Here is a 12,528-nt window from a genome sequence, read left to right as displayed (position 1 = left end):
AAACTGGTATTGCTTGTTTTTTTATAAATCTAAGCTTAAAAGATTACCAATATTTTGTGCTGTTCTCTCCAGATTTTGGCTAGCCTGCGCCAGCGTATTTTCCAAGGAATCAACCCTTGAAATGATAGGAAAGGCTGCTGCAATATGCGCAACTGGAAAATCAGGAAGATCATCCTTGAGACTACCACAAATAGAAATGACTGGCGTTTTACTCGGCGTGCGTCTAGCTACACCGACTGGCGCCTTACCCGATAAACTCTGCTTATCCATACGTCCTTCACCGACAATTACCAAATCTGCCTTTTGAACATGCTGCTCAAAATCTAAAATATCTAAAACCGCATCAATGCCTGAGACAATTTTTCCAGCTGCAAAGGTGACCAAACCAGCTGCCAAACCACCACCTGCTCCTGCTCCTTGAAGTTCCAAAATAGCTGGATTGACAAGCTCATAGAAACGACGCATTGCTTGATCAACTGCTGCAAATTCCGTTTCTGCCAATCCTTTTTGACCAGCAAAAGTATACGTTGCCCCTTGCGGACCACACAGACAATTCGTCACATCTGTAATAATCGTCACATCCAAATCTCTCAAACAAGCAGGAACAGCCTGATCCGAAAAGCTAACAATTTTACCCAAATTGGCCCCAATGGCTTCAACTTTTTCTCCCCTATCATCAAAAAAAGCATAACCCAATCCGGCTGCCAGACTTAGACCACCATCATTGCTAGAACTGCCGCCAACACCGACCATAACTCTTCTAATCCCTTTTTGAGCGAGAAAGACAAGCAATTCACCAATACCACGATTACTAATTATCAAAGGATTTCTCTTGTCTTTAGGAATGTGTTCCAAACCTGTAATGGCCGCAATTTCAAAAACTGCCAAGTCATCCTTGTAGGCATACTGAACCTCAATAGGATCTCCAAAAGGTCCTGAAACCGTATGACTTGCTTTTGTTAGCTGTAAACCCAAAGCCAAAGCTTCTAAGGTTCCTTCGCCACCATCACCAACGGGCAATAGATCAAAAGTTGCTTGAGGCAAGGATTTAGAGAATCCCTTTTGAAGAGCCTGTGCTACTTCCAGAGCTGATAAAGACTCTTTAAAAGAATCTGGTGCAATAAGAATATGCATGGCCACCTCCTTATAACTTATAGACAAAATAATAAGTCGTCACACCCTCAAAAGGCACATCTGCTAACTAGCCATAGATATGAAAACCCTGCTTGAGATAAAAATCCTTGGCCTGATAGGAGCGCGTGCTTAAGGTCAGAGTCAAAATGTTATGAGCACGCGCATAGTCTTTGATATAATCCAATAACTGACTGCCAAATTTTTGCTTTTGAAAGACACTGTCCACTGCCAAATTTTCAATCTTCAGCGTTTGGTAAAGTTGCTGACAAGAAGCTGCTGCCAAAATGCGCGCAGCATCATCTTTGACCACAAACTGTACTTGTTTTTTCTGATTTTTAGGTTTTGCTTCTTGAAAGTACTGAACATATTGTTCTTCAAAAATCTGATTAAAAAAAGATGTTAACTCTTCACTTGTTTCTGAAAAATGAACGATCATCACCGCTACTCCTTTTTCTTTCATTATACAATAAAACAGCCATTTTTAATGCATTTTTTGTGCTATACTAATTTAATGAGGTAAAACCATGTATCAAACCATTCTTTTTGATTTAGACGGAACTCTGACCAATCCTGCTTTAGGAATCACCAACTCTCTTGCTTATGCTCTAGAGAAATTTAACATTGAAGTGACTGATAAGAAGGAACTTTACCGTTTCATCGGCCCACCCTTACAAGATTCTTTTGAAAACTTCTACCATTTTTCAAAGGAAGATAGCCTTAAAGCTGTGGATTTTTACAGAGACTATTTCCGCCATAAGGGGCTTTATGAAAATGAGGTTTATCAAGGCATTCCTGATTTATTGGAAAGATTGAAGGCTCAAGGAAAAAAGCTATTAGTGGCAACCTCAAAGCCTGAAGAATTTGCCAGACAAATCCTGAAGCATTTTGAACTTTTTGATTATTTTGACCTTGTCGCAGGTGCTAGTATGGATGGTAGCAAGCGTCTAAAAGGCGATGTCATTGCCTATGCTCTAACAAGTGCACAAGTCTCTGACCTTTCAGCGACCATCATGATCGGTGACCGAGAGCATGACATCATTGGTGCCAAAAAAAATGGTCTAGATGCCATCGGTGTCCTTTACGGATTTGGAAATCGTGAAGAATTGGAAACGGCAGGTGCTAAGTTTATCGTAGAAACAGTAGAAAACTTGAGAAAGATACTTTTATAACAAAAAACTCTGAGCAGCTCCTATCTGCTCAGAGTTTTTGCAATAAAGAGATATAGGGAAGTTCCGAAGGCAGGATGGCAATGATTCAAAGGTGGTGTTTATGACACACTCTTTTTAGTAAGGTGACCATCATGTCGGTTTACGAGGCACTCGTGTTCATGTTAAACTTTGACATTCTGTTATTGGCTTTATTGACCTATCTTAAGGATAAAAAATAAAACAGTAAAACCGCTCTTCCAACTTTGACAGAGTTGCGAAAAAGCAGTTTTTACTGTTAACTTCATCCGTCTCGTCTTTAAAACGGTCCTGTGAGAGTGGGACAAAAATCGGTAAATCGTCATGAAATAGTGATTTCGATTTTGTTGTCCCACCTCCGCACAGTTTATTAGGATGGCCGCTATCAAATGCCTAGCAAGAGATAAGGACTTCCAATAAACCACTGCGTCAAACATTTGATGTTGCACAGATTGAAGGAGTTTGAAACTTTTGTTCCAAACTTTTTGAAAACTTCTCGATGGGAAATACGTGTTCCATCATCTTCTGCCATGGCTTGACGTAAAATTTGTAAATCATCTTCTATTTTTTCCAACATGGCTTGCCTTGCAAACTCAGAAATGGTAAGACCGTGTGCTTGGACATATTCTGATAAATCATCTGCCTTAAAACAAGCATAAAGAGCCTCTCTATTAGCCTTATCAATTTCCGTAACAAAAACAGGCTGCTTACAGTTATCACAAACAGCTTCCTGACACTTAAAAGTATAATCTTTCCCTTTTAATTTTCGTGTTAACTCACGATTCTCAATATGAAAAGGAACATCATCCAAGAAATGTTCACAAAAGATTCTTTTATCTGCCATGATATACTCCTTTGCCAATATTTCACTAGACTAAAGATTTTTCTGCAATTCTTCTAAATTCATTCCCATAACAGTAAGAATTTCAGAAAAAGTAACCGTCCGAAAACGATCTTCATACTTTTTGCACAATTTAACAAAATCACTAAAAAACATCTTGAAATATGGTTTGTCCAATACCACTTTCAAAAACAAGATAATAACGACTAACCGTTTGTTATCATAGTTTGTAATATTATGATAGGAAGCAATATTTATCATCCGCACATTCTTCAGATTAACGTTATAAAGCCGTTCATCGTGTGCACAGATATTCCTAATAAGATTTACAGCCTTTAGGCCTGAACTAAAATCTTGGTTTGATAACTTCAAACTTTTAATATTATCTTTACATTGCTTATTATATTTGTCACCATAAAATTTAGCAATCTTATTTTTCATGGAGTCTGTTAAGATATTATAAAAATAGGCAATATTACCTATAGTTAAAAAATTTACCAGAACCCATAATGGAACCTCCCCATGTTCTTCTATGTAATGTTTAACAGCTCCCGTTTTATCCACTTTGTCATGAATCGTTTTTGTAAGAATTGAAATCTGTTGAAGAACTTTCTTAGGGGCATCATCCACAAAATTACTAATATCAAGATAAGCATTCTTTTTAGGATACTCTTGTGTAAATGTATGAGCAACCGTTGTTTTCAACGAATTCTCAAAAATTAGTAAGTATTTTAAAAACAGCATACGAAGTTCTCTGTCAAATAAGAATAAATTTTTCAATTCATCAAAATGAGTATTCACAAGATATTCTTCTGGAATGACTGGCCGATTGTTAGCATCTTTCCTTAGAAACAAATCCTTATACCCATTAATTACATTATAATAATTTTCTTGCTCTAAAAATCTTTTAGGCTGACCATTTGTCGGCACTACCATCCCCCGTCCACGAAGGATAGTTAATTGTTGATTAAATGTTTTATGTTCTTTCATCTTTCTCCAAAAAAAATAGCCAGGGCGCCATACGCTTCCTGACCTAATCTTATGTTTGTATTTTATCTTGTACTCTGTGTTTTGTCAAGTATTTTTATTCCATAGTCTTAACCTTCTCCTCAATAAAATCAATTTCATCTTTGGATAAACCATATTTCCTATAAAGCTGTTGGTCAATCTCTGGAATAGATTTGCTCCAGTCAATATCAGAATTAGAAGTGAAATCTTGGAGAGGGACATATTTCCACTTATCACGAGTATTATCTTGGGTAATTTTTAAAATTCCAAGCATAGTTCGAGCAAACTTCCCTTTGATATATTTCAATGCTGATTTAGCTTCACCTTCAGTTTCAAAAGTACCAATTGATAAGAACGTTTCTGTAGCTCCTTCATTAGGAATTCCTATTACAGGTTCTCCAATTAATACTGTGCTTTCTTTCTCTCCAATAGTACCACTCCCACCAGATTTAGGAATAAATACTTTGTATTTATAAAAACTTTCTGGTGTAATAAGATAATCTTTTGCTATCCAATATCTAACCCTTGCTGATTGAAGTAGACCTAATATTTGAACATAGTCCTTGTCAGTCTTTGGTTTATCTTCAAAATAAATAATATCTTTAAGTATTTTAAATGCTGAAGAACCTACGTCAAATTTATGACCTTTTGATTGTATATCTGCTATTTCAGGATAATCCTTTAACGCTACATCAGATAATTTATAAACTCCTCTACCACTTATAATAGTAGATACCATGAAAACTTCTCTTGAAGAAGCAAAAACAAAGATTGAGGAGGCATTAAATCATGTGAAATTTGATGTCGTTATCTATCGGTAATCCGCCATATCAAGATACTGCCTTAGGAAATAATATAACTTATGCACCACCAATTTACCATGAGTTTATGGAAGAGGCTTATATTATTGCAAATAAGGTTAGTTTGATAACGCCAGCTCGTTTTCTGTTTAATGCTGGTAGTACTCCAAAATTATGGAATGAAAAAATGTTATCAGATGAACATTTAAAAATAGTCTTTTATGAAGCTAATAGTGTTAATGTCTTTCCAAATACAGGTATTGCTGGTAGAGTTGTTGTTACTTATGTGGATACTAAATTGTCTACAAAACGAACATTTGTTCTGTAAGGCTTATAGCCAGATAGCGTTCGTTCTGTGATGCTTTTCACCTCCTTGCATCGCAGCGCTGCAGGCAGTACTGGAGTATGGCAAAACGAACTAACGAAGTAAGCAAAGATAAACTAAAACACTATAAAAGCACAACATCTTCTGGTTGACCTTAGTCATCCAACTATTGATGGGTTCGTTAATCCTTTTCAACTCCATACCTTTGATTATAGGGCAAGAAACATCCAAAAGGTTGGACAATTAGATACGGAGGCATTTCAAAAGATCGTGCAACTGTATCACTATATTTTCGTAGATTAATTTTAATACTATCAAAAAAGCTGTCAAAAATGTTTGACAGCTTTTTGAATGATTTATAAATCTCACTGGTCTTCTTTTAGTCTTTTCACTTGCCGTTTAAAGGATTGATTTTCTTTTTCTAGGGTCTTCAAAGTTTCTGTAATGTCATCAAGAAACTCATCAACTTCTTCCTGATTATAACCTCGAAACGTGGCAGAAAACTGTTTTTCTACAATGTCTTCTGCTGTTATCATTTTTGCTACTCCCTAATAATCCGTAATCTCTTTGCGATCATGAACATTACTTTGTTTGCCTTGGCGAGACTTGAGAACGGCTTCGACATCGGCTGGTGTTACACCAGTCTCAACCAGCATGACAGCCAAATGATAAAGAAGGTCGGCTGTTTCACTCGCAATCTCAATCTTGTCAGCATTTTTGGCACCGATAACCACTTCGGTTGCTTCTTCACCAACTTTTTTGAGAATCTTGTCCAATCCCTTATCAAAAAGATAATTGGTATAAGAGCCTTCCTTAGGGTTTTCTTTGCGATCTAGCGCTTCTTTGTAAAGTGTTTCTAGCATAATTAAAATGTGAGAGTGTCTAAAAAGCGACCGAATTTTAGGAAATTATCGGGAAATCAGGATTTCCCAGATAATTTATCTCAATTCCGAGCTTTTAGCTTGAACTCATTTCCTTTCTTTCGATTTTTTGAAAATAGCAGAGCTTAATTTTCATCTTGTTCTTGACCATAAATCTCATTAAAAAAACAAGAGTAAGCTCCTGTATGGCAGGCGGCGCCGACTTGTTCTACGGCAATGAGGAGGGTGTCTTGGTCACAATCTGTCTTGATGGACTTGACATACTGATAATGGCCACTGGTATCTCCCTTATGCCAGAGTTCATTGCGAGAGCGGCTCCAGTAGTACATTTCTTTGCTTTCTAAAGTTTTTTGATAAGCCTCTTCATTCATATAAGCCAGCATGAGAACTCGTCCCGTCTGACAGTCTGTCACAATAACTGGTAATAGACCACCTTGTTTTTTAAAATCTAATGATAAATCGGTCATTATCTCACCTCGATTCCATGCTCTTTCATGGCTTTTTTGGTATCCGCGATAGAAACCTCGCCATAATGGAAAATGGATGCTGCTAAGGCACCTGTTGCTGGGGTCTTTTCAAAAACTTCCACCATATGCTCCATATTTCCGGCACCACCTGAGGCAATGATGGGAATATCAGCCAATTGGGCAACAGCATTTAACATATCTAAGTCAAAACCAGACTTGGTGCCGTCCTTATCCATGCTTGTTAGGAGAATTTCGCCAGCACCCAGCTGAACGGCTTCTTTAACCCAAGATAAGAGATCAATGCCTGTATCTTTTCGGCCACCTGCAATGTAAACATGCCAAGAATCATCTGCTTCTTTGCGCGCATCAATGGCAACGACCACGCATTGACTGCCAAATTTCTCAGCACAATCCTTGATTAACTGGGGATTGGCGATAGCCGATGAATTAACAGCGACCTTATCGGCACCAGCCTTGAGCATTTTATTCATATCATCAACTGAACGAATACCACCGCCAACGGTAAAGGGAATAAAGACTTGGTCCGCTACATGCCTTACCATATCCACTGTCGTTTCTCGATTGTCCGAGGTTGCTGTAATATCTAAAAAGACCAGTTCATCACAACCCGCTTCATAATAAGCACGCGCAGCATCAACAGGATCACCAACATCAGTCAGATTAACAAAATTAACACCCTTAACGACGCGTCCATCCTTGACATCTAGGCAAGGAATAATCCGTTTTTTTAACATGGCTAACCCTCAAATTCTCTTAATTCTTTTAGACTAATATCGCCATTATAATAAGCTTTGCCGACAATGGTTCCGGCAACACCAATCTTTTCTAATTGTTGCAAATCTGACAGGGCATGGATACCACCTGAGGCAATAACCTTGGCACTTGTCAAGTGAGCAATTAGTTTCTCATAATGCTCAAAATTGGGGCCTGTCAATGTGCCATCACGGTCAACGTCAGTATAGACAAAAAGTCTGACACCCATTTTTTCCATCTCTAAAGCTAGGCTGATGTAATCAACGGTGCTAGTCTCCAGCCAACCTTCTGTAGCTACCATCCCATTTTTAGCATCAATACCAACAACAATTTTATCGCTGCCAAATTTATCCAGAGCTTCCTTGACAAATTGGGGATGCTTAACTGCCATAGAACCAATAATCACACGATTAATACCGACAGATAAATAATCTTCAATTTGTTCAATGGTGCGAATACCACCGCCGACTTCAATAGCCAAGCCTGTCATTTCTTTAATCTTGGCAATTAAATCACGATTAGCAGCCCGACCTTCAAGTGCACCATCCAAATCGACAACATGGATGTATTGGATACCTGCTTCCATGAAAATACTAGCTTGGTCGAGAACATTATCATTAACAACCGTCTCTTGCTCAAAATCCCCCTTGACAAGGCGGACAGCATGACCGTTTTTAATATCGATAGCTGGAAGAATTTGCATAATTAAGATACCAAGAGCGTTAAGAAAGCAAGAAGAAAATAGGAAACTGACGACGTGACTTTGTCACTAGGAAGTTTATCTTTTTCTCGATGCTTTTAGCTCGGGTTCAGTTCGAAAAATCTAACTGAACTTTCCTTTCTATATAGTTTAGTCAAGTAAGCGAGCTTTTAGCTCGAACTCATTTCCTTTCTCTTTCTTAATTATCTAGTCAGAAATAACGTGGTCATTCCTAGACTTTAGCTCGGGTTCGGTTCAAAAAATGTTTGAATGAACCGTTCTTTCTAATTTTATTTCCATCAGTCACACAAATCCACAAATTTTTTGAGAATACCTAGTCCGACATCACCCGATTTTTCAGGGTGGAACTGAGCGCCGTAGACATTATCCTTGTGAATCATGGCTGGTACTTCAATAGAATAGTCAACCGTCACATCAATGTATTCTTGGGGGACATCTGTAAAGTAGCTATGCACGAAATAGACAGCCTGACCTTGCAAACCGGCTGTCAAAGCTGACTTCTGCTTGACCTGCAAATCATTCCAGCCCATATGGGGAACAGGAAAACCAGCTTTAGCTGAAATTTCTCGACAAATACCAGAAATAAAGCCAAAACCAGCTGTCTCACAGTGTTCCAAACCTTTTTCCACTAATAATTGCATACCCAGACAAATGCCTAAAAGGGGTATTCCTTTGGCAACAGCTTCTTTGATAACAGTCACAAGGCCTCTTTTTTCAAGTTCAGCCATGGCAGCTGGAAAGGCACCAACTCCTGGCAAAATCAAACCTGAAGCTGCCACAATCTTTTGCGGATCCGCTGATAGTTCTGCCTTGACACCAAGTTTATCCAAAGCCCGCAGGACATTAGCGGTATTGCCTGCGTCGTAATCAATAACTATAATCATAAGGTCTCCTTTCTCTCTAAATCCAAAGCATACATAGCAGTTAAATCAATGACTACTATCAGCGCAAAAATAAGAGTAAAAGTTTGATCATAAATCATCGCAAAACAGAAAATGGTCAGACCGTAGACGAAACATTCCAGAGCGAATTTAGCTCTTCCCTTCAGGCTATTAGTAGACTTCGGAGCACCATAGCGAGACCAAATGAGAGCAATAATCAGTCCCAAGAAAGGATATAAAACTCTGACTACCAGACTGTACTCACAAAATGCTGCTGCGGCTAAACCAATTATTGCCGAAACCTCCAAGACAAAACGAAAAAGAAGTGTCAAACTTGAAAAAATTTTTCTCACGGAATTCACCTTATCTTAAAGCATCCCTTTTGTAGAATTAACGCCCTTAATTTCTGGATTGATGGTCACTGCTTCACGAAGCGCACGGCCAGTTGCTTTAAAGAGACTTTCTGCCTTGTGGTGGTTATTCTTACCATGCAAAATCTTTAAATGCAGATTCATTTGAACATTAAAAGCAAGAGCTTGGAAGAATTCTTCTACCAATTCAGTATCAAAATTGCCTAATTTCGGATTGTCAAATTCCGCATCAAAAACCAAATAAGAACGGCCGGACAGGTCAAGGCTGGCCATGCCCAAGGTTTCGTCCATGGGCACAAAACTTGTCCCATAACGGTTAATACCTACCTTATCTCCCAAGGCTTGGCGCAGGGCTTGACCAAGAGCAATACCGACATCTTCCACCGTATGATGACTATCCACATGCAAATCGCCATCAGCCTTAACCACCAAGGACATCCGTCCATGACGAGCAAAAAGGGTTAGCATATGGTCAAAAAAGCCCACGCCTGTCTGAATATCCACAGGTTCCTGTGTATCTAAATTCAAACTCAGCTTAATCTTGGTTTCAAAGGTATTGCGTTCGATTTTTGCTTGTCTCATTTTTTCACCTCATCTAATATTTCAATCACTTTGTACAAATCTGGTTCATTGATTTGGTAGGGTGCTTGTTGGCGGACAATTGGTTTGGCACAAAAGGCAATACCGATTCCTGCCTCATGAATCATGGGCAAGTCATTGGCACCATCACCCATGGCAATGGTTTGTGAAAGGACAAGTTCATTTTCTGCTGCCCAATCGCGGAGCTTTTGTACTTTGATTTCCTTGGTCACAATATCTCCGTATGTTTTGCCAGTCAGGACACCATCAACGACTTCTAAATGGTTAGCCTTAACATAATCAATGCCAGCTTCTGCTGCTAATCTGTCGACTGTCTCATGAAAGCCACCTGAAACCAGACCGACTTTGTAACCACGCGCATGCAATTCCGCCACCAATTCCTTGGCATTTTTATTGAAATGAATGCGGGCATAAACCTTGTCAACAATAGATTCTGGTAATCCTTCCAAGGTTGCCACACGCTCCTCAAGTGCCTGACGAAAGTCCAACCCCCCTCGCATGGCCCGCTCGGTAATATCGGCAACTTGCTGACCAACTCCAGCCTCATCTCCAAGAAGATCAATGACTTCTTCCTGAACAAGGGTAGAGTCAACATCCATGACCAAAAGTCCCTTAGTTTTTGTCATTTCTCACCTCAATTGCTCTGGCATGTGCCTGCAAACCTTCGGCATAGGCAAGGGTTGTAATGCCTTTTTCAGCTGCATTAACGGCAGCCTTACTGTATTGCGTGTATTGGATGCGTTTGACAAAGTCATGCACACCAAGTGCTGATGAAAAACGACTGGTAGCTGTTGTCGGCAGCACATGGTTGGCACCAGCATAATAATCACCAATTGGTTCACTGGTGTAATGTCCAAGGAAAATCGAACCAGCATTTTGTACCCGTTCCAAATAATCATAAGCTTTATCTATAGCAATTTCTAAGTGCTCTGGCGCCACTAAATTCATGAGTTCAAACATGCTCTCCACATCTTGGGCAATAATAATTCGACCATTATTTTCAATTGAAGGACGAGCGATAGCTTGACGTGGCAAGGTTTGCAACTGCTTTTCAATTTCTAATTCAACCGCATCAGCCAATTCAGCTGAGTTAGTCACGAGAATAGCACGGGCACGTATATCATGTTCTGCTTGAGACAGCAAATCAGCAGCCACATAAACAGGATTGGCTGTACTATCTGCGATGACACCAATTTCCGATGGTCCAGCAATCATATCAATGCCTACCACACCATAAACCAACTTTTTAGCAGTTGCTACAAAGATATTGCCCGGGCCTGTAATCTTATCCACTTTAGGCAGTGTTTGTGTGCCATAAGCCAAAGCTGCAATTCCTTGGGCACCGCCAACCTGATAAATTTTATCAACACCGGCCAGTTTGGCAGCAACCAAAATAGCTGGGACAAAATGTTCCTGCGGCGGTGTAATCATAATGATTTCTTTCACACCAGCAATTTTAGCTGGAATAACATTCATGAGTACAGATGATGGATAAGCTGCTGTTCCACCGGGAACATAGACACCAACGCGCTCAATGGGACGAATCAGCTGTCCGCGAAGCACCCCTTGAGAGGGCTGATCTTCAAAACCTCCTTCTAATTGTTGCTTATGGTAAGATTCAATATTAGCTTTTGCATTTTCAAGTGCTGTGAGAACATCTTTATCAATCTTGTCAAAAGCTTCATTGACAACTTGATCCGAAACGTGCAATTCAGATAATACAACATGATCAAATTTTTCAGAATAAGCTCGTAAAGCCTCATCACCTTCTTCTTTGACTTTTTCGATAATCTCACGAACAGTCGCTTCAACATCTAAATTTTCCTTGCTGAGTTCCAGCTGCTCTTGATATAAAATGTTAGAAATCTCTTCATTTGTTCCTGTTAAACGTTTCATTTAAAAGCCACCTCTCTATCACCGACAAGGTCTTCCATTTTCTTGATGAAAGCCAATAATTCTGGTTTATTTTTCAAACTGGCCTTATTGACAATCATGCGAGCTGAAATACGACAAATATCTTCAAAGACTTCCAAGCCATTAGCGACTAGTGTATTGCCTGTCTCAACAATATCGACAATGGCATCCGCTAAACCAATAACAGGGGCAATTTCCACACTTCCTTGAATAGAAATAATTTCAACATCCTCCCCTTTTTGATTAAAAAAGTCTCTGGCAACTGTTGGATATTTGGTTGCAATCCGCTTGCGTTTATGATCACTAGGATTATAATCTGGTGTGGAGGCTACTGAAAATTTGCAAAGTCCAAAATTGAGATCCAGCATTTCCAAGTAACCTGTTGGATGTTCGATCAGAACATCTTTTCCCACAACACCAATATCAGCTACACCATGACGAACATAGGTTGTGACATCTGGTGCCTTAACAAGCAGAAAACGAAAGCTTTTATCTGGACTTTCAAAAATCAGATTACGGCCCTTATCAGCCATGAAAGACATGTCAAAACCCGCTCTTTCAAGTAATTTGACCGTATCCTTTTCAATTCGCCCTTTTGTCAAGGCAATGGTTAATTGTTTTGTCATA

The 12,528-nt window shown here is 39.2% G+C and carries 19 protein-coding genes and 1 pseudogene; 4 read left to right on the top strand and 16 right to left on the bottom strand.

Annotation, left to right across the window (positions count from 1 at the left end):
• Positions 1–21: 21 nt before the first annotated feature.
• Entirely contained in the window at positions 22–1,134 is a 1,113-nt protein-coding gene (locus tag FNL60_RS04580; RefSeq protein ID WP_002268282.1) for a glycerate kinase family protein, read from the bottom strand.
• 67 nt (positions 1,135–1,201) lie between these two features.
• Complete coding sequence (locus FNL60_RS04575) at positions 1,202–1,570, bottom strand: GNAT family N-acetyltransferase (protein ID WP_002268281.1); 369 nt, start codon at positions 1,568–1,570, stop codon at positions 1,202–1,204.
• 88 nt (positions 1,571–1,658) lie between these two features.
• Between FNL60_RS04575 and FNL60_RS04570 the strand changes: the two genes are divergently transcribed.
• Together FNL60_RS04570 and FNL60_RS10650 are read left to right on the top strand one after the other, a co-directional pair.
• Positions 1,659–2,303 carry an HAD family hydrolase gene (locus tag FNL60_RS04570; RefSeq protein ID WP_002263190.1) on the top strand — a complete coding sequence of 215 codons (645 nt, stop codon included), beginning with the start codon at positions 1,659–1,661 and terminating at the stop codon, positions 2,301–2,303.
• Between the two features lie 131 nt (positions 2,304–2,434).
• Positions 2,435–2,521 (top strand): putative holin-like toxin, encoded by an 87-nt coding sequence (locus FNL60_RS10650; protein ID WP_226706633.1) that lies wholly within the window; start codon positions 2,435–2,437, stop codon positions 2,519–2,521.
• A gap of 182 nt (positions 2,522–2,703) precedes the next feature.
• Here the strand turns inward: FNL60_RS10650 and FNL60_RS10645 are convergent, their stop codons facing one another.
• The 3 genes from FNL60_RS10645 to FNL60_RS04555 form a co-directional block, all read right to left on the bottom strand.
• On the bottom strand, positions 2,704–3,162 hold the full coding sequence (locus FNL60_RS10645; RefSeq protein ID WP_018110207.1) for a DUF6290 family protein: 459 nt from the start codon (positions 3,160–3,162) through the stop codon (positions 2,704–2,706).
• 30 nt (positions 3,163–3,192) lie between these two features.
• Entirely contained in the window at positions 3,193–4,149 is a 957-nt protein-coding gene (locus FNL60_RS04560; protein WP_002280221.1) for an Abi family protein, read from the bottom strand.
• Between the two features lie 94 nt (positions 4,150–4,243).
• Complete coding sequence (locus tag FNL60_RS04555; RefSeq protein ID WP_002280220.1) at positions 4,244–4,906, bottom strand: hypothetical protein; 663 nt, start codon at positions 4,904–4,906, stop codon at positions 4,244–4,246.
• A 62-nt stretch (positions 4,907–4,968) separates the two neighbouring features.
• Here FNL60_RS04555 and FNL60_RS04550 point away from each other — a divergent pair, with 62 nt between their 5' ends.
• Both FNL60_RS04550 and FNL60_RS10485 read left to right on the top strand, forming a co-directional pair.
• A complete protein-coding gene (locus FNL60_RS04550; protein ID WP_002263185.1) occupies positions 4,969–5,295 on the top strand; it encodes an Eco57I restriction-modification methylase domain-containing protein in 327 nt (108 codons plus the stop codon).
• Between the two features lie 123 nt (positions 5,296–5,418).
• Positions 5,419–5,595 (top strand): annotated as a pseudogene (locus tag FNL60_RS10485) (type II toxin-antitoxin system PemK/MazF family toxin); the annotation flags it as partial.
• 62 nt (positions 5,596–5,657) lie between these two features.
• Here FNL60_RS10485 and FNL60_RS04540 read toward each other — a convergent pair.
• The 11 genes from FNL60_RS04540 to hisG all read right to left on the bottom strand — a co-directional run bounded on the left by FNL60_RS04540 (position 5,658) and on the right by hisG (position 12,527).
• Positions 5,658–5,828 carry a DivIVA domain-containing protein gene (locus tag FNL60_RS04540; RefSeq protein ID WP_002280219.1) on the bottom strand — a complete coding sequence of 57 codons (171 nt, stop codon included), beginning with the start codon at positions 5,826–5,828 and terminating at the stop codon, positions 5,658–5,660.
• 12 nt (positions 5,829–5,840) lie between these two features.
• Positions 5,841–6,155, bottom strand: coding sequence for a phosphoribosyl-ATP diphosphatase (gene hisE, locus FNL60_RS04535; RefSeq protein ID WP_002263183.1), 315 nt, complete (start codon positions 6,153–6,155; stop codon positions 5,841–5,843).
• Between the two features lie 143 nt (positions 6,156–6,298).
• Positions 6,299–6,640, bottom strand: coding sequence for a phosphoribosyl-AMP cyclohydrolase (hisI, locus tag FNL60_RS04530; protein WP_002267427.1), 342 nt, complete (start codon positions 6,638–6,640; stop codon positions 6,299–6,301).
• Positions 6,640–7,395: an imidazole glycerol phosphate synthase subunit HisF gene (gene hisF, locus FNL60_RS04525; RefSeq protein ID WP_002270035.1), complete on the bottom strand. Its 756-nt coding sequence runs from the start codon at positions 7,393–7,395 to the stop codon at positions 6,640–6,642. The genes hisI and hisF overlap by 1 nt, the downstream gene beginning before the upstream one ends.
• Before the next feature lie 2 nt (positions 7,396–7,397).
• The gene (hisA, locus tag FNL60_RS04520; RefSeq protein WP_002271070.1) at positions 7,398–8,117 is read right to left on the bottom strand and encodes a 1-(5-phosphoribosyl)-5-[(5-phosphoribosylamino)methylideneamino]imidazole-4-carboxamide isomerase; all 720 of its coding nucleotides are present in this window, start codon (positions 8,115–8,117) and stop codon (positions 7,398–7,400) included.
• Positions 8,118–8,413: 296 nt separating this feature from the next.
• Complete coding sequence (hisH, locus tag FNL60_RS04515) at positions 8,414–9,019, bottom strand: imidazole glycerol phosphate synthase subunit HisH (protein WP_002269764.1); 606 nt, start codon at positions 9,017–9,019, stop codon at positions 8,414–8,416.
• Entirely contained in the window at positions 9,016–9,369 is a 354-nt protein-coding gene (locus FNL60_RS04510) for a YrdB family protein (protein ID WP_002265596.1), read from the bottom strand. The genes hisH and FNL60_RS04510 overlap by 4 nt, the downstream gene beginning before the upstream one ends.
• Before the next feature lie 15 nt (positions 9,370–9,384).
• Positions 9,385–9,969 (bottom strand): imidazoleglycerol-phosphate dehydratase HisB, encoded by a 585-nt coding sequence (hisB, locus tag FNL60_RS04505; RefSeq protein ID WP_002263176.1) that lies wholly within the window; start codon positions 9,967–9,969, stop codon positions 9,385–9,387.
• Positions 9,966–10,613 (bottom strand): phosphoserine phosphatase SerB, encoded by a 648-nt coding sequence (serB, locus tag FNL60_RS04500; RefSeq protein WP_002280218.1) that lies wholly within the window; start codon positions 10,611–10,613, stop codon positions 9,966–9,968. The genes hisB and serB overlap by 4 nt, the downstream gene beginning before the upstream one ends.
• The gene (gene hisD, locus FNL60_RS04495) at positions 10,600–11,883 is read right to left on the bottom strand and encodes a histidinol dehydrogenase (RefSeq protein WP_002280217.1); all 1,284 of its coding nucleotides are present in this window, start codon (positions 11,881–11,883) and stop codon (positions 10,600–10,602) included. Before hisD ends, serB begins: the two co-directional genes overlap by 14 nt.
• Complete coding sequence (hisG, locus tag FNL60_RS04490) at positions 11,880–12,527, bottom strand: ATP phosphoribosyltransferase (RefSeq protein WP_002267268.1); 648 nt, start codon at positions 12,525–12,527, stop codon at positions 11,880–11,882. The genes hisD and hisG overlap by 4 nt, the downstream gene beginning before the upstream one ends.
• Position 12,528: the final 1 nt, after the last annotated feature.

The sequence above is a fragment of the Streptococcus mutans genome, assembly GCF_006739205.1.
Classification (GTDB): domain Bacteria; phylum Bacillota; class Bacilli; order Lactobacillales; family Streptococcaceae; genus Streptococcus; species Streptococcus mutans.
Note: the sequence above shows the minus strand (reverse complement) of the source record. Positions and strands in the feature narration are given on the sequence as shown.